The 20,401-nt window shown below is 63.5% G+C and carries 26 protein-coding genes; all 26 read left to right on the forward strand.

The window, feature by feature from the left end; translation table 11 throughout:
- The first annotated feature begins 87 nt into the window (after positions 1–87).
- Positions 88–516 carry an ASCH domain-containing protein gene (locus RI444_RS15335; protein WP_207605761.1) on the forward strand — a complete coding sequence of 143 codons (429 nt, stop codon included), beginning with the start codon at positions 88–90 and terminating at the stop codon, positions 514–516.
- A gap of 170 nt (positions 517–686) precedes the next feature.
- Positions 687–854, forward strand: a complete 168-nt coding sequence (locus RI444_RS15340) for a hypothetical protein (protein WP_316963826.1) — start codon at positions 687–689, stop codon at positions 852–854.
- 285 nt (positions 855–1,139) lie between these two features.
- Positions 1,140–1,916 carry a hypothetical protein gene (locus RI444_RS15345; RefSeq protein WP_207605759.1) on the forward strand — a complete coding sequence of 259 codons (777 nt, stop codon included), beginning with the start codon at positions 1,140–1,142 and terminating at the stop codon, positions 1,914–1,916.
- 192 nt (positions 1,917–2,108) lie between these two features.
- On the forward strand, positions 2,109–3,158 hold the full coding sequence (locus tag RI444_RS15350; RefSeq protein WP_207605758.1) for an HNH endonuclease: 1,050 nt from the start codon (positions 2,109–2,111) through the stop codon (positions 3,156–3,158).
- A 65-nt stretch (positions 3,159–3,223) separates the two neighbouring features.
- Positions 3,224–3,493: a VRR-NUC domain-containing protein gene (locus RI444_RS15355; protein ID WP_242703230.1), complete on the forward strand. Its 270-nt coding sequence runs from the start codon at positions 3,224–3,226 to the stop codon at positions 3,491–3,493.
- Positions 3,494–3,555: 62 nt separating this feature from the next.
- The gene (locus RI444_RS15360) at positions 3,556–4,242 is read left to right on the forward strand and encodes a hypothetical protein (protein WP_316963827.1); all 687 of its coding nucleotides are present in this window, start codon (positions 3,556–3,558) and stop codon (positions 4,240–4,242) included.
- Positions 4,243–4,357: 115 nt separating this feature from the next.
- Entirely contained in the window at positions 4,358–4,645 is a 288-nt protein-coding gene (locus RI444_RS15365; RefSeq protein WP_207605755.1) for a hypothetical protein, read from the forward strand.
- 4 nt (positions 4,646–4,649) lie between these two features.
- Complete coding sequence (locus RI444_RS15370; protein ID WP_207605754.1) at positions 4,650–5,081, forward strand: hypothetical protein; 432 nt, start codon at positions 4,650–4,652, stop codon at positions 5,079–5,081.
- 151 nt (positions 5,082–5,232) lie between these two features.
- Positions 5,233–5,736: a hypothetical protein gene (locus RI444_RS15375; protein ID WP_207605753.1), complete on the forward strand. Its 504-nt coding sequence runs from the start codon at positions 5,233–5,235 to the stop codon at positions 5,734–5,736.
- A 1-nt stretch (position 5,737) separates the two neighbouring features.
- Positions 5,738–6,136 carry a hypothetical protein gene (locus RI444_RS15380; RefSeq protein ID WP_207605752.1) on the forward strand — a complete coding sequence of 133 codons (399 nt, stop codon included), beginning with the start codon at positions 5,738–5,740 and terminating at the stop codon, positions 6,134–6,136.
- Positions 6,133–6,804 carry a P27 family phage terminase small subunit gene (locus RI444_RS15385; protein WP_207605751.1) on the forward strand — a complete coding sequence of 224 codons (672 nt, stop codon included), beginning with the start codon at positions 6,133–6,135 and terminating at the stop codon, positions 6,802–6,804. The genes RI444_RS15380 and RI444_RS15385 overlap by 4 nt, the downstream gene beginning before the upstream one ends.
- A complete protein-coding gene (locus RI444_RS15390; protein ID WP_207605750.1) occupies positions 6,758–8,584 on the forward strand; it encodes a hypothetical protein in 1,827 nt (608 codons plus the stop codon). The genes RI444_RS15385 and RI444_RS15390 overlap by 47 nt, the downstream gene beginning before the upstream one ends.
- Positions 8,585–8,602: 18 nt before the next feature.
- Complete coding sequence (locus RI444_RS15395; protein WP_207605749.1) at positions 8,603–9,922, forward strand: hypothetical protein; 1,320 nt, start codon at positions 8,603–8,605, stop codon at positions 9,920–9,922.
- Positions 9,919–11,193, forward strand: coding sequence for a head maturation protease, ClpP-related (locus tag RI444_RS15400; protein ID WP_207605748.1), 1,275 nt, complete (start codon positions 9,919–9,921; stop codon positions 11,191–11,193). The genes RI444_RS15395 and RI444_RS15400 overlap by 4 nt, the downstream gene beginning before the upstream one ends.
- A gap of 2 nt (positions 11,194–11,195) precedes the next feature.
- Positions 11,196–11,555 (forward strand): capsid cement protein, encoded by a 360-nt coding sequence (locus RI444_RS15405; protein ID WP_207605747.1) that lies wholly within the window; start codon positions 11,196–11,198, stop codon positions 11,553–11,555.
- A 16-nt stretch (positions 11,556–11,571) separates the two neighbouring features.
- Positions 11,572–12,480, forward strand: a complete 909-nt coding sequence (locus RI444_RS15410) for a hypothetical protein (protein ID WP_316963828.1) — start codon at positions 11,572–11,574, stop codon at positions 12,478–12,480.
- A 2-nt stretch (positions 12,481–12,482) separates the two neighbouring features.
- Entirely contained in the window at positions 12,483–12,848 is a 366-nt protein-coding gene (locus RI444_RS15415) for a hypothetical protein (RefSeq protein ID WP_207605745.1), read from the forward strand.
- Between the two features lie 14 nt (positions 12,849–12,862).
- Positions 12,863–13,297, forward strand: coding sequence for a Gp19/Gp15/Gp42 family protein (locus RI444_RS15420; protein ID WP_207605744.1), 435 nt, complete (start codon positions 12,863–12,865; stop codon positions 13,295–13,297).
- The gene (locus tag RI444_RS15425) at positions 13,294–13,629 is read left to right on the forward strand and encodes a hypothetical protein (protein WP_207605743.1); all 336 of its coding nucleotides are present in this window, start codon (positions 13,294–13,296) and stop codon (positions 13,627–13,629) included. The genes RI444_RS15420 and RI444_RS15425 overlap by 4 nt, the downstream gene beginning before the upstream one ends.
- Positions 13,629–13,925, forward strand: a complete 297-nt coding sequence (locus RI444_RS15430; RefSeq protein ID WP_207605742.1) for a hypothetical protein — start codon at positions 13,629–13,631, stop codon at positions 13,923–13,925. The genes RI444_RS15425 and RI444_RS15430 overlap by 1 nt, the downstream gene beginning before the upstream one ends.
- Positions 13,925–14,332 (forward strand): hypothetical protein, encoded by a 408-nt coding sequence (locus tag RI444_RS15435; RefSeq protein WP_207605741.1) that lies wholly within the window; start codon positions 13,925–13,927, stop codon positions 14,330–14,332. Before RI444_RS15430 ends, RI444_RS15435 begins: the two co-directional genes overlap by 1 nt.
- A gap of 53 nt (positions 14,333–14,385) precedes the next feature.
- Positions 14,386–15,054: a hypothetical protein gene (locus tag RI444_RS15440; RefSeq protein WP_207605740.1), complete on the forward strand. Its 669-nt coding sequence runs from the start codon at positions 14,386–14,388 to the stop codon at positions 15,052–15,054.
- Positions 15,055–15,146: 92 nt separating this feature from the next.
- Positions 15,147–15,353 (forward strand): hypothetical protein, encoded by a 207-nt coding sequence (locus RI444_RS15445; protein WP_207605739.1) that lies wholly within the window; start codon positions 15,147–15,149, stop codon positions 15,351–15,353.
- A gap of 26 nt (positions 15,354–15,379) precedes the next feature.
- Complete coding sequence (locus tag RI444_RS15450; RefSeq protein WP_207605738.1) at positions 15,380–15,736, forward strand: hypothetical protein; 357 nt, start codon at positions 15,380–15,382, stop codon at positions 15,734–15,736.
- An 86-nt stretch (positions 15,737–15,822) separates the two neighbouring features.
- Complete coding sequence (locus RI444_RS15455) at positions 15,823–16,176, forward strand: hypothetical protein (protein WP_207605737.1); 354 nt, start codon at positions 15,823–15,825, stop codon at positions 16,174–16,176.
- Positions 16,177–16,196: 20 nt separating this feature from the next.
- Positions 16,197–20,336, forward strand: coding sequence for a peptidoglycan DD-metalloendopeptidase family protein (locus tag RI444_RS15460; RefSeq protein ID WP_207605736.1), 4,140 nt, complete (start codon positions 16,197–16,199; stop codon positions 20,334–20,336).
- The last annotated feature ends 65 nt before the right edge of the window (positions 20,337–20,401 follow it).

Consider the following 20,401-nt stretch of genomic DNA (forward strand, 5'->3'; position numbering starts at 1 on the left):
CGCCCAGCTGCTCAGCCGCCCGCAGAAGATCGCCACGTGCGACGCATGCAAGAAGCCGATGAACGGCCAGGACGAGTGTGATTGCTCATGACGGTCCACATCGAGCCACCGCGGCTGAGAGCCCTCACGGTGAAGAACCCGTGGGCGTGGGCGATCATCAACGCCGGCAAGAACGTCGAGAACCGCTCGCAGCCGACCTCGCACCGGGGAACGCTGTACATCCACGTAGCCAAGCGGGACGACGAAGCCGGACATGAGCACGAGGCGATCCAGCGGGCACGGGCCGCGGCCCCGCAGGCTGTCAGGAACCATCTGCAGCTGCAGGGCTACGTCCTCGGCACCGTGGAAGTCGTGGGCTGCCACTACTCCACGGACTGCAAGACCAAGGACGGCTACTGCTCCGAATGGGCACGGCCCGGCATGTACCACTGGGAGTTGTCCCAGCCGCAGCCGCTGGCCTGCCCGTTCCCGGAGATCGGCAAGCTCAACATCTGGAACATGGCGGCCACGTCATGACCCGGCCGATGGAAGTGCAGATTCACCCGCCAATCGCACCAGACCCTTGGCCCGACGGCGCGGCTGCCGTGCTCATGGCTCACCCTCGCTACCGAGAGGCCCAAAGGTGGCGTGCAGATCGGGCCAAGGAGCTGCAGCTCAGCTGGAGGAAACGTCTCACCGGCCCAGAATTGGCGGCAGAGTTTTGGCACGCATCCCAGGTCGCGACCTACGCCCGCGCTCGCATCGATTGGGGGCTGGACAACTGGTCCGGGATCTCAGCTGACCGCGCTGAAGACATCGAGCATGTGCTGCAGCGCTTCGCCGAGCTGCCCCACTTTGACGAGGACAGCCAATGATCCGCAATGACGAGCCCCCGCCAGACCAGACGCCCATCCTCACGGCGAAACTCTCTCAACTGCTCCACGATCATCCGGACTTCTACGCCCAGATCTTTCCATGTATACCGGGAAAGCTGCCTCAGGATGGCGACGTCGAGTGAGTCGGTGCCCGGACTGCGGCCATTACCACGGAGCCCCAGACGACAAGTGGCCATCATGCAACGGCATCGTCTACTCCGAAGAAACTCAAGGAATCCGCCGGTGTGCTTGCACCGGCCCAAGAACTGAACGAAAGGAGAGGTGATGAGCGACCGCCCCTTACGCGACTGCGAGCACCCCAAGGCCCGCCACCAACACGGCACGCCTCAGGCGTACGTTCTGGATAGGTGCCGCTGCACCCCCTGCACCGAGGCCAACACACGCCGTGAAAACGAGCGGGCCTCGGCTAAGGCTGCTGGCACCTATGACACAGGCCGCGTTGACGCTGAGCCGGTCCGTCAGCACCTGGTCAGACTGAAAAAGGCCGGCTACGGACTGAAGACCATCGCGAAGCTCGCAAAGGTATCAAACGCGACCCTCGGGAAGATCATCTACGGCGATCCGTCCCGAGGCATGCCTCCGCGGGCAAGAGTGGAAAAACGCGTCGCAGCTCGCATACTCGCCATCCGGCCTTCGCTCACCACCCTCGGGGAAACGGTAGCCATCAAGGCCGGACCAACCCAAGACAGAATCAAGCCCCTGGTATGCCTCGGCTACTCAATTGGCTGGCAGAGCAAGCGCTTCGGACGAAACCATGGGAACTTCGCACTGGTCATGGACCGAACCCACTGCAGCGCCAAAACGGCACGCGAGATCCGAACCCTATACCTGCTGCTCTGGGACAAACCAAGAGTAGCTCGAAATCGCCACGAGCAGGCCGCAATCACCAGGGCGCTCGCCTACGCCGCAAAGCAGGGCTGGGAGCAGCTCCCGCCGCCAACGGAAATCCCGCACGCTGAGGCTCCTGTGAACCCCGACCGGGCACTCACGCAGTTCCTCAGTGACCGCATCCACCGGCAAGCACGGAGGCGCTCGGCATGACTACGAATAAGTCCGGAACCCGCCTGATCGACTATGCCGAAAAGGTCCCAGGGGAACAACTGACGCCGTGGCAACGCTCAGCGCTGCTGCGCCTGGCTGCAGCGAACCGGCCCCTGTCCGTGGCCTACCGTCGGGCGTTCATCTACACAACCTTGCCGGTTACGGCGATAACCACGAAAGAAGGTCCATCCAGTGCCATGGCTGAAGCAGGGCGACGCGGCGGCGAATCACCCCATCGTCCTCGCCGCCGTGGAAATGGACGACGCCGATGACCGGATCCTCAACGAGTGCTTCGGCTTCGTGGCCCGCTGCGCCACGCAAGCAGCTGCTTACGAGCAGGATTACATCATCAGTGTCGGCACCGCCCGGCAGATGGCCGGATCGCTCGGCCGGTACAACGAGCTGATCAAGGCCGCGAAGTTCTGCGGCTACCTCAGCGAAACCAAGATCATCGTGGACGGCGAAGAGCGCAAGGCGTTCAAGCTCGTCGAAGATAACGACCTCTTCCACATGATCCTCAAAGCCGAAAGAGAGTGGACGAACCAGAGAAAGAGGGACACCCGCAACCCCGAACTTACGTGGAGAGTCAGAGCCCGCGACGGCGACGCCTGCCGCTACTGCGGCAAGACCGTCGCCTGGGGAGACACCAAATCAGGACGTGGCGCCACCTACGACCACACCAACCCCGGCCACGCCGGCACCGTAGACACCCTCGTGGTCTGCTGCCGGGAGTGCAACGGACGCAGACAAGATGACCCCGAAAGCAACTGGAAGACCCTTCCAGTCCCGGCAGAGCCTCTCACTGGCGAAGCAACGGCCGCTTTCATCGCCAAACACGGCACCCCGATAGAACCCACCTACACCCGACCAGGCACACCGGCCGTCACCACGACGGCAACGGACGAGACGCAAGCCGTAGAGCAGCCCAAGCAGGCCGCTCCGGCACAAAGCGAGGCAACGGCACCCTCCGGCCCGGACAGCGACTCCACAACCCACACAGCAACGGTTAGGCATTCACCGGCAGCAACGGCACACCCGGCTGCAACGGCACCAAAGACCAACACCAGACCAAATCCCGACCCAGGACACAGGTATCCCGGATCTGGATATGTCGGGACGGGTAGGGACGGGACGGGTCAGGCAGGTAAGGGAAGTGCAGGGCAGGAAGCCCCGCACACCTCCCAAGGCAAACCCAAGAACCAAACCAGAAGAAGACGCCCCCGCAACCGAGGACGGAACTGAACATGCCTACCAAACGACTTTCATCGCATAACTCACCAGCAGAAGACCAGTTCCAGAAGTCCGTCATGGAACTCGCCCAATACCTTCAATATGAGCTGCGGTACCACAACCCGGATAGCCGGCGTTCGCAGGCAGGCTTTCCGGATCTCGTCCTCGGCAGTCTGTCCAGGCGACGTGTCCTGTTCCGGGAGCTGAAGACTGCAACGGGTCGGGTGCGTCCTGCCCAAGCGCTCTGCATGAGGATCCTCAAATTGGCCGGCCTCGATGTTGGCGTGTGGCGGCCTGAGGATTTGGCGAGCGGTCGAATCCTGCGAGAACTGAGAGGGGACAAATGACCACCTGCACGACAGAAGACTGCGGTCGGGAGACGTCGCTCTACCTCTGCACAGATTGCATCGTGGAGTTGGATTCGCTGCTCGCTGACGTGGGGCCGCTGCTGCAGTTCATCGGTGGGGCCATCGATCAGACAGCTGTGACCAGGAGCCCGGGTGCAAGTGGCGGTGGTGGCGGTGTAGCGAAGTCCCGGCCTGCCATGAACGTGGATGCCTACCTGCTGCGGGCTTGGCTTCACCAGCTCCCGGCCCGTGCGTATGAGACAGCAGCCGACAACCAGAAAGCTGGGGAGATTCTGTTCATGGCGCGGGACTGGGTGACCAAGGCCCGCGACTTGGTGTGGGGGCCGGAAGACTCCCGGGTCTATGGCCGCTGCGAGGAACCGCTCGATGGTGAAGACGAGGATGATGATCCGACCCCCTGTGATGGCCGGCTGGTTGCCCACCCTGACGAAGTCACGGTCAAGTGCCCTGAGTGCAACACCGTCCACAACGTAGGCGACGTCATGGACAAGCTGAGACGCAAAGCCAGAGGGGAACCCATGCCACCGCGGGCAGTGCGAGAGTTCCTGCAGCGAAAGACCAAGGTAGTGATCCTCAAGAAGGACTTTGAGAACTGGGTGCAGTTGGGCAAGCTGCAGTACGTCCTGGACCGGGTCACCACCTCGGAGAGGGCGCAGCGGATCTACTATCCGGGCGATGTTCTCAACGTGTTTGAGTACATGCAGGGGCGAAGGCGGATGCGGGTCTGAAAGTGTAGTACCCTAAATCCGAGGGGATAGCTGTCCCCAAAGCTTTGGATGAAGGCCTCGACGAATTACCGTCGGGGCCTTTGTCATGCCCGAGGTGGTGAGTTGCTTGAACGGCATGAGCATCCCCGCCTGGTCCGGACGCCGGGCAGGTGACGCGCTTCTCAAGGTCAAGGCCGAAGGGCGCCGGAAGGACAAGCCTTGCTGTATCTGCAAGCAGGGCATCGACTACACGCTGACCTATCCGCACGAGCAGTCCTGCAGTGTGCAGCACGTGAAGTCACGGAAGCTCTACCCGCATCTGACCTGGGAACCCAGCAACTGGGAGCCTGCCCATCTGTCGTGCAACAAGGCAGCTGGTCCGAGTGAAGACCTTGGCATGGGCGTGACGTCAGAGGACTGGTGAGCCGGTGGCCCGAACAGTCGTTGTGTTGTGTGGACCGCCCGGTGCCGGCAAGACCACCGCGGCCAGACAGTCAGGCCTGAAGGTCTTCGACCGTGACGACCCGGAGTGGATGAGCGAACGCCACTTCACTGATGCGCTCGCGGCCATCGCCACTGACCCGAATGCCCAAGCTGTTGTCATCAGGACCGGCGCGACATCGGCGGCCCGGGCCAAGGCAGCGCAGTTGGTAGCTGCTACTCACGTGTTCCTGCTGACGGCTGATCAGAACGAGCTGGCACAACGGATCAGACAACGAGACAGGGCCGACAAGGTAAACACACTCGTTGGTGTGAGGACTTGGTTTCAACGGTTCGACGGGACCGATGGTGTCACGGACTTCCCTGGCTGGTCCGGGATCCACCAACCGGACCTCGGCACGGTGTCCGAGGACTGGTGAACCGCCAAAAATCCAGCCTCCCACCGTCCCGGACACTCCCCGCCTGCACCTCCCTCTCCCCCCGGGCCTCGCGCCGCATGGATTTGGGCCGGAAACGTTGAATTGGCGGGGAAAACGGACCCATCATCTTACCCGAAAGGCCGGTTCGAACATGGCAAATGATGGCAATCGTGACGATGCAAACACGCCCGATATCTTGGCGTACGCATCCGACCGCATGATTGGCTCGGCTCTCGATATTGACCCCTCCCCCGAATTCCACAACAACCTCAGGGCTACCAAAGCGAGGTCCGCGAAACTGGATGACCCGAATTACCGCGAAGGACCGGAGCATGCCATCCTCGGCGCTCGTCAGGAGGGCAAGACTCGGCTGGCCATGAAGTGGCTCATGCAAGCGCCGGCCGGGGTTGAGCGTGTTCTCGTTGTCATAGACGGCCATCAAGCGGACCATCTCAAATGGGTTCACGAGATGCCCAAGAATGACCCCAGGATCATCGGCTACAGGACATTGCTCAACCAAGGCCCGCGGCCAGGTGTTGAATACGGAGTGGATGATACGGTCCACATCCTGACTGCCCTTCTCAAGTTGAAAGACACGCCCCACCTCCTGACGGTCGGCCATGCCGAGGCGTGGCAGGGCCGGAAGAACCCCTGAAGTGCACGATCGCCAAGCCTTCAGGGAAGCCCGCGAGGACGGCGAATCGATCCGAAGTATCAGCCGGGGCCACGGTGCCTCACGGAACGCTGTACGCCGCGCGCTGCGCCCGGGAGCCAGATACAACTACTACCGCCCCTCGGCCTCCGAGGACGCTGAGCCAGCCGTCAGGGATGTCCTGGCCGACTACCCGCAAATGAGCGTCGCTGACATCGCCCTCCTTATCGACTGGCGAAAGTCACGCCGGCAGCTGTCCGACCTCGTGGCCCGGCTGCGGCCCCAGGCAGCGTCAGAATGGCCGTCAATTCAGGCACGCCCGCTGCACTCGATCACCATCGGCCACCTATCCACGAAGCCGCTCGACATCGGCAAGATGGAAATCGGGGAGTTGAATCTATGACCAAGCGCAAACCGTCCGACGCCCCTGAGCCTGTAGAAGCGCCCGATCACCTGCCCGGCCCGGTCGCGGACGTGTGGCGCGAAATCGTAGCCAGCAATGACCTGGTCGGAAAGGTTGACCGGGTCGCGCTGGAAACCTACTGCACCCTCACCGCCCGGCTCCGGGAAGCTCGGGGCCGGATCGAAGACGAAGGCATGGTTGTCACCGACACCCGGGGCAAGGTCATCCCCCACCCGGCGCTCGCGGTAGAGCGTTCGACGGCCGAGCAGATCCGCGTCTGGGGAGACCGCTTTGCCCCTCTCGTGAAGCCGACCAGGAAGAGCGGTTACATCGCCGACGCGACCGCCCGGACCATCGCCGAGGCCAAGCACCTGCACGGGCCGCGCTTCGCCGGTCCGGTCGCCGCACTGAAGACCCTGGCCTGGATGATCGACGAAGCCCAGCGGGACAGCATGGAGGCCCTGCAGAAGGCCATGACCACAACTGTTCCCCAGTACCTGAAGGCCTGCGCCGAGCTGCAAGTAACACCAGCGTCAATCCCGGGCGTCGGAGTCCCCGCCCCTGCAGCTGCACCTGCAGCGGGCGATGCGCCGGCCGAAGAACCCAAGCCGGGAGGTGCGAGTGTCACAGACTTCCAAGCTCGCGCCAGGGCACGCCGATCCGGTTAGTGGCCCGAACGCAGTAGACCCCGGCGACTACTACCGCCAGGTCTGCCACGTCCCCATACCGGACCAGACAGGGGCGAAGCGGCCGAAGATCTACGGATACGCCGAGCCACGTATCTGCACTCCGCCGCTGCGGCCCCTGACGCCGGAGACGACACTGGGCTATGACGTCATCGATTTCTCCCGCGATGCCCTCGGCGTGGAGCTGTACCCGTGGCAGAAGGTGCTGCTCTGCCGCATGTTGGAGCTGCTACCGGACGGCTCGCTGAGGTTCCGTACCGCGGTTGTGCTGATCGCCCGCCAGAACGGCAAGAGCACGCTGTCACAGGTGCTCGCGCTCTGGTTCATGATCGTGTGGGGCTGGCCCCTGGTCATGGGAACCGCGCAGGATCTCGAAACCGCCGAGGAAGTATGGCAGGGCGCTGTAGACCTGGTGGAAGAGGACGAGGAGCTATCCAAGCTCCTCAAACGCGTCGTCAAGGTCAACGGCAAAAAGGCTCTGGAGCTGAATCCCCAAGAGGCCCAGAGCAAGGCAGGTAAGAAGACCGGCCCCCGGTACAAAGTCAAGGCAGCCAACCGTCGGGCTGGCCGTGGGTTCACCGGCAACCTGATCATGCTCGATGAGCTGCGAGAGCATCAGAACTGGGAAGCTTGGGGCGCGATCACCAAGACGACGATGGCGCAGGCCGAGGCGTTGATCCTTGCCCTGTCCAATGCTGGCGACATGACCTCCATCGTCCTGAAGTACCTCCGGAAGATGGCCCACGAAGCCGTTGGGGATCCGGACGGCATCAATGAGGAAATCGGAGCTGCAGGGCCAACCGCGCTCGACGTCGCCGACCTGGTTGAGGGCGACCCTGACGACCTCGACGATGACGAGCTGGCCGACTTCGAACAGGACGAAGACACCCTGTTCCTCGGCGAATGGTCAGCAGCCCCGGGCTGCGACAAGCGCGACCGTCAGGGCTGGGCACAAGCGAATCCATCGCTGAATTGGAACCCGGGCTTCACCGAGCGAACCATCGCAGCGGCCTGCAGGACGGACCCTGAATGGGTTTTCCGAACCGAAGTGCTGTGCCAGTGGTCAGAGAGCACACTGCTGGGGCCGTTCCCACCCGGAGCGTGGGACAAAGGCAAGAACGCCTTGCTCCACCTTGAGGACGGAACCGTGACGGTCGCCGACGAGGACCGGATCATCCCAGGTTCACCCGTTTGGGCGGGCGTCGATCAATCCCATGACCGATCCATGACCTACATCGCGTTCGGAGGCTTCCGCGCCGACGGAAAGTACCAGGTCGAAGTCGTGACCGCCCGGCCCGGTTCAGACTGGGTCAAGGAATGGCTCATGGATGACAAACGCCGCGGCAGGATCAAGGCCGTCGCTGGTCAGTCCAGAGGCGCACCCATCTCACCGCTGATGGAGGATCTGGACGCCGACGATGAGTTCACCATCCCGGTTGTTGAGTGGTCAGGAAGCGACCTCACAAGCGGTTGGGCTGACGTCTTCGATGCGGTGCGCGATGGGACCGTCAGGCACAACCCGCAGCCGCCTCTAGATACGGCGGCCACGGTCGCCGTCTTGAAGATCTTCAGCGGCGGAGCTGCTCTCCCGGATCGCAATGCGTCACCGGCAGAGATCGCGCCGCTAATGGCCTTCATCGCCGCGAAGTGGCTCATGAGTCGCCGGGTGATCGAACCGCCCCCACCGCCGCCTCCACCGGCCGCTATCGCAACCGAGGAAACGACCTACGTCGAAGACAACGTGGCCCATATGGGCTTCTGATGAAAGGAGGGCGCCTTGGTGAAGTGGTGGAAGTCGGCAAGCTCACGCAAGAACAAAGCCGAACCCGTCACAGCCGCTCCGCTCACGGAAGTTGGCTACGCGACGACTGCAAGCGAGTGGTGGTCCGATCTTGACGTTGAGGAAACACCGGAACTTCGGTGGCCTCACAACATCGAGGTTTACGACCGCATGCGCCGACAAGATGCCCAGATCACTTCGGTGCTTCGGGCCATGACGTTGCCGATCCGTCGCACCAAGTGGCGTATCGACGGGAGCGGTTGCCGGCCTGAGGTTGCCCAGCGAGTGGCTGATGACCTTGGCCTGCCCCTGGTCGGGGCCGAGAACACTCCGGTGATCCGGACCCGTGACCGGTTCTCCTGGCCCGAGCATCTGCGACTGGCCTTGTTGATGCTTCCTTTCGGGCATTCGGTGTTCGAACAGCAGTACCGCATCGACGAGGCGGGCGTCGCCCGGCTCCGGAAGCTGGCGTGGCGTCCGCCCAAGACGATCTCCCGCGTCGATGTCGCCCCTGACGGTGGTTTGGTGGCAATCCATCAACACAACGCCAAAGAGCCGATGGGTGTTGAGCGACTGGTGGTGTACGTCAACGACCGCGAGGGCGGCAACTGGCTCGGCCAATCCATCTTGCGGCCCGCGTACAAGAACTGGCTGCTGAAAGACCGGGCGTTGCGGGTGCAGGCCCAGACCCTTGACCGCAACGGCATGGGCGTCCCGGTCTACACGGCCTCGAAGATCCCCGACTCTGTGACAGGCGAAGATCGCATTGCCAGGGAAAACAAGGAGATCGATGCGGGCCTGAAGCTCGCCAAGGGCATCCGTTCCGGCGACAACTCCGGCGGGTCCATCCCCCACGAAGCCGAGCTGGAACTCAAGGGCGTCACAGGCACCCTCCCGGATGCCGATACTCCGATCCGCTACTACGACGAGCAGATTGCCAGGGCAGTCCTGGCCCACTTCCTGAACCTTGGAACCGAGACCGGTTCCTGGGCGCTGGGATCAACCTTCGCGGACTTCTTCACACTGTCGCTGCAGACGCTTGCGATGCAGATCGCTGACACCACCACCCAGCACGTCATCGAAGACATCGTGGACGTCAACTGGGGAGTCAACGAACCAGCCCCGCGGCTGGTCTTCGAAGAGATTGGCTCACGGCACGCGCCAACGGCTGAGGCGATCAAGATGCTTATCGACTGCGGAGCCATCAAAGCAGACCAGAAGCTGGACGATTTCCTGCGCAACACCTATGGCATGCCGGAGGCCGACCCGGCCACCGCCCGGGATCCACAGCCACGAATCACCGCAACGGAGAACTCATGACAATTCGAATGCTCAAGCCCTCCCCGGCACCCGGGCCTTGGTACCGGATGGAAGCCTCAACCGAGAACGACTCAGCGGACCTCTACATCTACGAGATGATCGACAGTTGGTGGGGCGTGAGCGCATCCCGGTTCGTCCGTGAACTGACCGCTCTGGATGTCTCCACGATCAACCTGTTTGTCAATTCCCCCGGCGGTTCGGTCTATGACGGTGTGGCCATCATGAACGCCCTCCGCCGACACCAAGCCACCGTCATCGCGACCGTTGACGGGCTGGCGGCTTCGGCCGCTTCGTTCATCATCCAAGCCGCCGATGAGGTGGTCATGGGTCAGGGATCGGAGCTGATGATCCACGAAGCGTCGGCGCTCACGTGGGGCAACGCCGAGGATCTGCAGAAGGTAGCCGGCGACCTGGACAGGATCTCTGGGACCATCGCCGGGATCTACGCCGAGCGCGCCGGCGGAACCGTCGATGAATGGCGCGCGGCCATGAAGGAAGAGACCTGGTACACGGCAGATGAAGCTGTCGCGGCAGGGCTCGCTGACCGGGTCGCGAAAGTCGCCAAGAGACCCGAAACCGAGGACGCAAGCAACCGCTTCGACCTCTCCATCTTTGCCCACGCCGGCCGCCAAAACGCACCGGCTCCGGCACTCAACAGCCGCCACGAACGCCGCCCCCAGCTCAGCCTGGTCAACGGCTCGGCGCTCGCAGCGGCAGCCCACATGGTCGAAAAGACCATCCAGAAACCTCCGGCCGAGCCGAAGGACACCATCACCCCCATAGAGAAAGGAACCGGCACTATGTCGGCAAAACTGACCCAGGGGCTTCGTGAACGGCTCGGCATCCGGGCTGACACGGAACTCGACGAAGACCAGCTGCTCGAAGCCCTCGATGAGGTGCTCGAAGAGCAGGAGACCGAAGAGACGCCTGCAGCGGCCGCAGCCGCTCCGGCTCCCGGAACGGTCGTGCTGGACGCAGCCCAGTACCAAGAGTTGCGTAACGACGCCGCTGACGGCCGCCTGGCTCGCCAGCAGCAGCTGGCCGACGAACGCTCCGCGCTCGTGAACGCAGCCGTACAGGACGGCCGCATTCCCCCGGCCCGCCGTGATCACTGGCTCAACTCCCTTGAGGCAGATCCGGGCATGGCTGACACTCTCGCCGCACTGGAACCGGGCCTGGTCCCGGTAAACACGGTCGGCTACACCGGCGGCGTGGAAGAAGCCACCGACGAGGCCCGCGCCTACGATCACATCTTCCCGAAGGAGTCCTGATTATGGGTCAGTACCTGCCCCTGTTCCGCCCCGGCCAGACGGTGACCTTCGGCGTCACCACGGCTGTCACCGGAGGCCACCCCGTCGAGGTCGGCGCTTCGGACCGCTCCGTTGCACCTGCGGCCGCGGCCTCCACCAAGGTCGTCGGCGTGGCCGGTCATGATGCCGCCGTCGGCGACAAGGTGACCGTCGAAGTCAATAAGCCCGTCCACCTGCTGACCGCTTCCGGCGCGGTCACCCGAGGCCAGCGGCTGGAAACCGCCGGCGCGGGCAAGGTCCGCACCTTGGCCGCCGGCACCGCGTACTACATCGCGCTCACCTCGGCCGCTGACGGCGCTGCCGTCGAGGCACTCGAACTCTAGAAGGGACGGTAACTAGATGAGGACTTACCCCCTCACCCCAAGCCAGACGTCGCAGGCCTCTGCGGCTGAGCTGATCGCATTCATCCAGAGCCCCACACAGCTGGCCCGCCGCCTCGGCGAGATCCTGACGGCCCAGCAGTTCATCGGCCTGTTCCTCCTGCAGGGACGTTACGAGGTCAAGGGCGGCGCCATCGCCGTTCCGGTGAACAAGAAGATCCGCACCGACCGCGGCTCCGAGAAGGTGGCTCCTGGCGCCGAGTACAAGCTGACGCCGCTGAGCGCTGAGCAGTACGAGATCTACACGGCTCAGAAGGAAGGCCTTGCCACGGAGGTCACCGATGAAGAGGTCGGCCGCAGCCTGCGCCGGCCCATTGATGAGGCCCTGTTGTTCCTACAGACGGAACTGGTGTTCAGCGCCAACGAGCTGGCCCTCGGCGTCATCATGTCAGCGGTCACTCAGACGCTGACCGCCGGGGCTGCGTGGACGAACGGGAAGCAGATCCTCAAGGACGCGCTCCGCGTTCAGGCAGCTGCCCGACGCCTGAAGCTCGGCTTCGCGATCGACACCGTGGTGTTGAACGGCGAACAGCATGCCGAGGTCATCCCCGAGCTGCTCGATGTCCTTCCGGACAACGACACCACGGCGCTCACGGGCAACTTCCCGACCATCGGCGGAATCACCTGGATCGCCAGTGACGACGACGAGTTCTCAGACCCGTTGTTCGTTGACCGTCGTCGCCTCGGGGGTATCGGCCGGGAAAACATCCCCTCGCCCGAGTACCGCCCCGTGGGCGGTGACACGGGTGTTGAAGTCGCGACCTTCCGTGAAAAGTCCGACAAGACGCGTATCCAGGCACGCAATCCACACGTGCCTGTCGTGGCCAACCCGCTCGCCGGGTTCCACCTGACCGGAACGGGGGCCTAACCATGGCTGAGAGCAAGGCAACCTACAAGGCAACGGCCACGGTAGTGAAGGTATCCATCGGCCCCGCCGACGGCAACCGCGTCGCCCGCTTCGTGGATCGCGGGGACACCATCCCCGACGGCGTTGACCAGGGCATCCTGGACCAGCTCGTGAAGCTGGGCCGGATCGAGAAGGTCACGGTTGAACCGGCGCCGGATCCGGAAGCGGAGAAGGCCGCTGCAGCGAAGGCCGAAGCCGATGCCAAGGCTGCTGCTGACGCCAAGGCGGCTGCAGATGCCAAGGCTGCGGCCGACGCCAAGGCAGCTGCAGATGCGAAAGCCGCTGCGGACGCCAAGTCCACTGCCGGCAAGACCGCGGCAGCCAAGTAGAGGGGGTGGGCGTCATGGCCGAAGATCTGGCTGAGCTTGAGACGCTGGAAAAGGCGTGGCGCCCGCTCCGTGCTGCTGAGCGGCCGAAGGCGGAGTATTACCTGGGCATGGCCTCGCGGGCCATCAGGCGGCGCTGGCGGGACGTTGATCAGCGGATCGCTAGCCCGGATGACCTCCTGACCGCCGAGGACGTGGCCGACGTCGTGGTGCAGATGGTGCTCAGCGCTGTGGAAGGCTCACCCGTCCGCGGCGCGAAGTCCTTCAGCAAGACCACTGGCCCGATGTCCGTTTCGGCCACGTTCGAAGCGGCCAGCACGAACCCTTCGAACATCGAGCCGTGGATGGTTGAGGTTTTCGAGGGCCGGGCAACGGCGGAGCCGAGATTCTGGGCTCCACCTTCGGGCCGGTACGAGAGCATCTTTGAGTGGCCCGAGGGGGCAAGCCAGTGAGCTTCATCAGTTCGTTTCCCGACGATTACCTGACAGATGTCGTGGTCCTCCGCGGCGGTGGCCGCGACAGTAAGGGAAATCCGGTCACGCCGGAAGAGATCCCGGTGACTGATTGCATCGTGGCCCCTGGCTCATCGTTCGGTGGTGACAACCGCTCCGCAGCAGCATCCAGCAGGGCATCCCTGTATCGGGATCTCGATCCGGGGTTTTCGTTCCAGCATAAGGACCGGGTCCGCGTCCCTGTGGGTGCGCTCATGGCCGGTGAGTGGTCCGTGGACGGCCGACCAGCTGTATGGCCTATGGGCGTCGAGGTCACGTTGGTGATGCCCTGATGGCTCTGCGGAAGATGCGGGGCTCACGGAGCTACTACGCCGATGACGAAGGCCTTCGCCAGCTCGGACAGAACAGCAAGACGGCGGCGGTCACCATCGCGGCTGCTCGCAAGCTGGCCGGAAGCGCCCAAGCCGCGGGCAAGGGCAATTACGAGGCCGCGCCGGCCACGGTGACGGCGGGCTGGAAGAACGAGCGCCGTTCCGGCGCGGTGGTCCGCGAGATGACACCCGATGTGCGGGACGCCCGACAAGCGATCCTGCTGCGGGTGATGAAAGCAATGAGAGGCGGACGCTGATGATGGATGGCTTGGTTTTCCCGGACCCTTTGGAATGCCTCACGGATCTCATCGACGGGACTGAGCATCTGGACCAGCAGGTCCGCGCAGTGCTGCACCTGCCCGCGGATGATTTCGGCGTCCTGCAGGGACCATTCCCGATCGTCCTCATCTATGCCCTACCAGGCGGGACGGAGGGCTACGTGGACCGCGTGGATAAGGTGGCGCTCGAATGCTATGCCCCGGGCCGGGCTGCGGTGAACACCTTGGAATCGATCAAGGCGTTCATCTGCGGAACGGACATCGAAACCGCGCACGGCTACCTGGACAGCATCACCGTTGACCAGGTGCCTACTGATGTCCCGTACACCTCGGCCACGCTCAACAAGGCTGACGCGACGGTCTCTGTGACGTCCCGGCCCCTCTGACCCCTTCCAGGGGACCAACACACACCATTTGCCCTTGAAAGGGGTTCTTTGTCATGCCAACTTTCGAAACACTCCGCCAGGACTTCGACGAGCGGGCGCTGATCCGCAAGATCCAGAGGGCGATTGCGGTCATTGCCGATCCGACTGTTGACCTGCCCGAAACGCTGTTCACGGGCGCTGGCACTTTGATCGACTTCAAAACTGCAGGATGGAAGCCCGTCGGTATCGTCACGCCGGATGGCTTCGACTTTGGCCGGGAAATCAGCAAGGAAGACGTCAGCGCCTTCGGCTACGCGGGACCGGTCCGTTCCGACACCACAGCAGTAGCCCGCTCCGTCACTTTCACGCCGCTGGAACACGGCCGCCGGCACATGCTCGAACTCACGGACGGCCTCGATCTGAGTGCCACCACACAGGATCCAACCACCGGGGAGATCGTCTACGACGAACTCGACCTGCCCATCGGCAAGGAATACCGGCTCCTCATCATCGGCAACGACGGCCCCGCTGACAACAACTGGATCCTCGGCCGCGGCTACCCCCTGGTCAAGCTCGCTTCCACGGACAACGAAAAGTGGGGGTCGAGCGATCCCGTTACCAAGCCGATCACGCTCGACATCTTCAACGATGACGAGCTGGGAACGCCCGTCCGCAAGTACATCGGCGGCACGGGGGCCCTGAAGCACAAGGAGCTTCTTGGCTTCACCGCAGGAACCCCGTAACCCATAGACCGCGGGCCGCGCCACTCTTCCGGGTGGTGGTGGCGCGGCCCGCTCCAAACCCCAAACCACCCAACCGCACCAAGGGAGCAGCAATGCCGAAATTCACCAAAGACGGCCTGACCCTCGAAACCTCCCTCGCCAACGAAATCCGCGAGCTCCGCGCTCGCGGATTCGTCGAGGAAAAGGGCGAGACGCCGGCCCTCAATGAAGGCGGAGAACTTCCGTCCGGCCCGGTCATTGTCACCAACGACACCGGCCGCGCCGAGGGCGTCAAGCCCGCATCCAAGTCCACCAAGTAGACCCCTCACCACCCGGAGGTAACACCATGGCAGCAAAGAACAACGACAAGCCCATCGGCAACATCAAGCGCGTCAAAGTCGAGGCCGAGAACACCGACCCGGCCCAGTACCCGCTGGCCAACGGGAAGCTGATCACTTTCCCGGACGTCTACGACCTTCCGTTGGAGGAAGCAGAGGCATTCTTTGATGACCTCGACGACGGGCGGCGGACAGGCAAGATGTCACCGGCCCTGAAGCGTTGGCTCTCGGAAGAGGACTACAAAGCCCTCACCGCCGAGTACCCATCGCCGCGCAAGCTCGGCCCGGTAGTCAGCGCCGTCATGGCCCACTACGAAGGCGTCTGGGGCGACCAGGGGGAAGATACCGCCTCCGAGGGCTCCTAGAGCGCTACCGCCCGCAGATCCGCGCCGATCTCGCACACGAGTATCCCGGCGTCGATCTGACGGAGTGGTACCACGCTGGCCGGTGGGTGGCACTGCTCGAACTCATCGACATGCTACCCGCCGCCAGCAGGCTCAACGAGGCGATAGCCAACGACCCTGAAGCCGCGAAGGCCATCGCCAAGGCGCGCCAGGGTAAAGAGCAACAGCCGTGGTCACCGCGCACGGCCGAGTGGGATCTTCACGCGACAATCCTCAGCTCAGTTGCCAACGACCTGAAAACTCTCATCGCCATCACCAGCAAGGCGAACGGCGGAAAGCCCGGCGACGTCAAACCGTTCCCCACTCCGCAGACCGCGATCCAGGAAGCCATGAAGGTCGCCGAACGCGAATGGGCGGTGGACTTCGCCGGCCAACTCGGTTTCTCCCCGGAGGACCTGTGACAACTCAATAGGAGGCCTTGATGCCCGTCATTGGCGTAGCCGAAGTTCTCGTGAAGCCCACCTTCAAGGGAACACAGGCCGAGGTCTCCCAGATCATGGACGGCATCAGCACCAACGCTGGCCGGTCCGCCGGTCAACGAATGGCGCGGGGTGTTTCGACGGGCTTCTCCGAAGGCGTTTCCAAGCTCAAGTCTGAGGTCGCGGCGGCCGAGAAGACCATCACCAAGTCGCAGGCGCAGATCTCGGCAGCCCAGTCGAAGATCGCTTCCTCCACCGAGGCCGAAGCGAAGGCACTCGGCGCAGTCCGCGTCGCGGAACTGAAGCTGCAGGAGGTCAGGGACAACAGCAAGGCCAAGGCCTCACAGGTCGCTGCAGCTGAGGAAGCCCTGCAGAACGCGCGCCGGAAGGCCGCGACGGCCACGGACTCGCGCAAGGCGGCTGAGAAGTCCCTCACGGACGCCACCACCGATCTGAAATCGGCGCAGGATCAGTCCGCAAAGTCATCCGCCGAGCTGGAAAAGAAGCTCAAAGGCGTCGGCGACCAGGCAGGCGAGTCTGAGAAGAAGGTCTCCCGCCTCGGCAGTGCAGTCTCTAGCGGCCTGAAGTGGGGCGCTGTGGCCGTGGGCACGGCCGCCGTCGCCACGCTCGGTGTAGCCCTCACCAAGGGCTTTAGCCGCCTTCAGGCAATCGAGAACGCCCGGGCCAAACTGACAGGCCTCGGACACGACGCCGAAGCCGTCAAGGGCATCATGAATGACGCCATGGCCGCTGTGAAGGGTACCGCGTTCGGACTCGACGAAGCGGCCTCGGTCGCAGCCGGCGCCGTGGCAGCCGGGGTGAAGCCCGGCAAGGAACTTGAGCGGACGCTGAAGCTCACCGGCGACGCAGCCACCATCGCCGGCGTCGGCATGGGCGAAATGGGCGCGATCTTCAACAAGGTCGCCTCGTCGAACAAGATCCAGGGCGATGTCATCGCCCAACTGAACGACGCCGGCATCCCCATCGTGCAGCTGCTCGGTAAGGAACTGGGCAAGACCGCTGAGGAAACCCTGAATCTGGCTTCCGAGGGCAAGATCAACTTCGAGACTTTCCAGAAGGCCATGGAGTCCGGCCTCGGTGGAGCTGCTCTGAAGTCCGGCGAAACTCTGCAGGGTGCCTTCAAGAACACCATGGCATCCCTTGGCCGAATCGGCGCGAGCTTGCTCTCCGGGGTGTACCCGAAGATCCGGGATTTCTTCGCCGGAGCCATCGAGTGGCTGAAGCCCTTGGAGGAAGGCGCGAAGGTCGCAGGGGCAGCCGTAGGGGCCTTCCTAGACCGGGCACTGACCGGGGCTCAGGGGCTGTGGGATCTGCTCGTGAAGGGCGACTTCACCGGCAAGCTCACGGCCGCCTTTGGCCGGGAGGAAGACGCGCCCTTGGTCGGCTTCCTGCTGAAGGCCCGTGACGGCGCAATCGGGCTCTACGACCTCCTGGTCAAGGGCGACTACACCGGGATGCTCCGCAAGGCCTTCGGCTGGGAAGAGGACTCGAGGTTTGTCGACTTCCTGCTGACCGTCCGCGACACCGTGCTGAAGATCCCCGATGCCCTGACCAAGGTCATCGACGGTGGCAGCGACGTCGCGACGTTCCTGTGGGACATGCGCGCACCGATCGGCATCATCTCCGGGCTGATCATCACCGCTCTCATTCCGCACTGGGTTTCCCTCGGCGTCACGGCACTGACCAGCGCCGTGTCCCAGAAGCTGGCATGGGGCATGGCCCAGACCAGCGCCGCGAAGGCCGCGTTCGTCCACTCGTGGGCGGTCACGGTCATGGTGGGCGGCTGGATCGCCATGGGAGCCGCTGCGCTGAAGTCCGCAGCTGAAACCGTGGCTATCTGGCTCATGTACCAGGTCGAGCCGATCAAGGCGGTTGCGTCGATGCTCGCGGCCCGGGCTGTGATCGTGGGCAGCTGGATCATGATGGGCGTCCAGGCGACCATCAACGCGGCCAAGATCGCCGCTGGGTGGCTGATCGCCATGGGTCCGGTGGGCTGGATCATCGGCATCATCGCAGCCGTTGTGGCCGCCTTCGTGTGGGCCTACAACAACGTCGGCTGGTTCAAGGACGGCGTCGATGCGGCGATGCGCTGGATCGGCGACGCCTTCACCTGGCTCTACGAGAACGCGGTGAAGCCAGCCTTCGACGGGATCTCGTTCGCCCTGGGCTGGCTCTACAACACGATCCTGAAGCCGACCTTCAACGGCATCGTTGCGGCCGTGAATTTCGTGGCCGCCGGCTTCACCTGGTTCTACACGACGGTCCTGAAACCGATCTTCGATTCGGCTGCTGTGATCATCGGCGGTTTCTACCTGTTTTTCCGTGGAATCGGCCAGCTGGTCGCTTCGGTCTTCACGTACATCCTGGTCCCAATCTTCATGTTTTTCTGGAATTTGGTGGTCGATGGGTTCCGTCAGATCGGTGACGGAATCGCCCTTTGGTGGAATGTCAGCGTCGCGATTTTCAACCAGGCCGTCGCCTTCGTCCGCGACGTCCTGAGCGGCGCTTTCACTTGGCTGTACGACTCGATCATCCGACCGGTGTTCGACGGGATCGCCGCCTCAGCTTCGTGGCTGTGGAACAACATTCTGAAGCCAACCTTCGATTCGTGGGTGTGGTTCTTCACGGTCGTCATTCCCAACGCCGTGACCTGGCTGTACCAGAACGCCATCAAGCCGATCTTCGATGCCATCGGAGCCGCCGGAACCTGGCTCTGGAACAACATGCTGAAGCCAGTTTTCGACACGTGGATCTGGTTCTTCACTACGGTTATCCCGAACGCGGCGAATTGGCTGTGGCAGAACGCGATCAAGCCGGCCTTTGACGGGATCGGCTCGGCCGTGTCCTGGGTGTGGGAAAACGTCCTGAAGCCGGTCTTCGATTTCCTGGCCAAAGCGATCAACGAGGACATCCCGAAAGCCTTCGAGCTGGGCGTCTCAGCCGTCAAAAAGGCCTGGGACACGATCTCGGATATCGCGAAGGCCCCGGTGCGGTTTGTGATCAACACGGTCATCAACGACGGCCTGATCAACGCCTTCAACGGCATCGCCGATGTCCTGCCGGGCATCGACAAGCTACCCCGGGTGGCCCTTCCTGAAGGGTTCCGCCGAGGCGGCATCCTTCCGGGGATGTCGTCCTGGCGGGACGGTGATGACCAACTCGTGCCTATGCGCAAGGGTGAGGGCGTCTACGTCTCCGAGGTCATGCGCGATCCGATGGAACGCGCTCGCCTGTTCGCGATGAACCGGGCCGCGATCATGGGCCAGTCTTTGGACAAGGTCCGGGCCATGTTCGGGGTGGGCCTCGCGAAGGGTGGACTTGTTCACCCGCTGCGCGCCAGCACCGTGTCCCAGCCCTTCAGCGCCAGTCACAACGGCATCGACTTCGCGGCACCGACCGGCACGCCCATCGTGGCTGCTGGCCCGGGCCGGGTGTCGTCGGCTGGGTGGTCTTCCTACGGTGGCGGTAACGAGATCCACATAGACCACCCGAACGGGCTGCAGACCTGGTACGCGCACCTTTCATCGTTCGCGGTGAAGCTCGGCCAGATGGTCAGCGCAGGGATGAAGATCGGCGAAGTCGGCTCCACCGGCAACTCCACCGGTTCGCACCTGCACTACATGGTGCTCAACGGCGGCTGGCCCAGCTACGTCAACCCCGCAGCCTACTTGGACGGCGGAGGCGAAGCCGGGACGGGCTGGAACCCCATCGCCGGGATCATCGACGGGCTCCTCGGGGCTTTCAAGGATGCCTTCCCGGCTGCAGGGATGATGGCGGACATTGCAATCGGCGTCGGCAAGAAGCTGCTGCTGAACGTCTCCGACTTCATCACCGGCCAAGGTGGCAAGGATGACGGCATCGGATCGACCGGACTCCCCTACCTGCACGACCAGGGCGGCATCCTGTCCCCGGGCCTGTCACAGGTGGTGAACCGGACCCAGAAGCCGGAGTACATCCTGAACCCGCGTCAGTGGGAGGCAATGTACAGCCTTGCTGATCGTCACAGCGGGGCGCCCGGCGCGGGTGTCCAGTTCAACGGTCCCGTTCATGTCCGCGATGAGCACGAACTCGTCAGGCTCATGGAGACCTCCCAGCGCGACGCGTTGGCTCTCACTCGATAGGCAGGAGGCCCGATGGGCATCAGTTACGCGACCCCGTACACGCCGCCGCAGCCAGCGGTGAGCCC

Source organism: Paenarthrobacter sp. AT5, from assembly GCF_032764245.1.
Taxonomy (GTDB): Bacteria; Actinomycetota; Actinomycetes; order Actinomycetales; family Micrococcaceae; genus Arthrobacter; species Arthrobacter ureafaciens.

Bases quoted from the DNA above. Each gene is read 5' to 3' on its own strand.
- RI444_RS15335 (WP_207605761.1), top strand. From the start codon at position 88: ATGACGGTCCACATCGAGCCACCGCGGCTGAGAGCCCTCACGGTGAAG.
- RI444_RS15345 (WP_207605759.1), top strand. From the start codon at position 1,140: ATGAGCGACCGCCCCTTACGCGACTGCGAGCACCCCAAGGCCCGCCAC.
- RI444_RS15355 (WP_242703230.1), top strand. From the start codon at position 3,224: ATGGAACTCGCCCAATACCTTCAATATGAGCTGCGGTACCACAACCCG.
- RI444_RS15365 (WP_207605755.1), top strand. From the start codon at position 4,358: ATGAGCATCCCCGCCTGGTCCGGACGCCGGGCAGGTGACGCGCTTCTC.
- RI444_RS15375 (WP_207605753.1), top strand. From the start codon at position 5,233: ATGGCAAATGATGGCAATCGTGACGATGCAAACACGCCCGATATCTTG.
- RI444_RS15385 (WP_207605751.1), top strand. From the start codon at position 6,133: ATGACCAAGCGCAAACCGTCCGACGCCCCTGAGCCTGTAGAAGCGCCC.
- RI444_RS15400 (WP_207605748.1), top strand. From the start codon at position 9,919: ATGACAATTCGAATGCTCAAGCCCTCCCCGGCACCCGGGCCTTGGTAC.
- RI444_RS15405 (WP_207605747.1), top strand. From the start codon at position 11,196: ATGGGTCAGTACCTGCCCCTGTTCCGCCCCGGCCAGACGGTGACCTTC.
- RI444_RS15410 (WP_316963828.1), top strand. From the start codon at position 11,572: ATGAGGACTTACCCCCTCACCCCAAGCCAGACGTCGCAGGCCTCTGCG.
- RI444_RS15415 (WP_207605745.1), top strand. From the start codon at position 12,483: ATGGCTGAGAGCAAGGCAACCTACAAGGCAACGGCCACGGTAGTGAAG.
- RI444_RS15420 (WP_207605744.1), top strand. From the start codon at position 12,863: ATGGCCGAAGATCTGGCTGAGCTTGAGACGCTGGAAAAGGCGTGGCGC.
- RI444_RS15430 (WP_207605742.1), top strand. From the start codon at position 13,629: ATGGCTCTGCGGAAGATGCGGGGCTCACGGAGCTACTACGCCGATGAC.
- RI444_RS15435 (WP_207605741.1), top strand. From the start codon at position 13,925: ATGATGGATGGCTTGGTTTTCCCGGACCCTTTGGAATGCCTCACGGAT.
- RI444_RS15440 (WP_207605740.1), top strand. From the start codon at position 14,386: ATGCCAACTTTCGAAACACTCCGCCAGGACTTCGACGAGCGGGCGCTG.
- RI444_RS15445 (WP_207605739.1), top strand. From the start codon at position 15,147: ATGCCGAAATTCACCAAAGACGGCCTGACCCTCGAAACCTCCCTCGCC.
- RI444_RS15450 (WP_207605738.1), top strand. From the start codon at position 15,380: ATGGCAGCAAAGAACAACGACAAGCCCATCGGCAACATCAAGCGCGTC.
- RI444_RS15460 (WP_207605736.1), top strand. From the start codon at position 16,197: ATGCCCGTCATTGGCGTAGCCGAAGTTCTCGTGAAGCCCACCTTCAAG.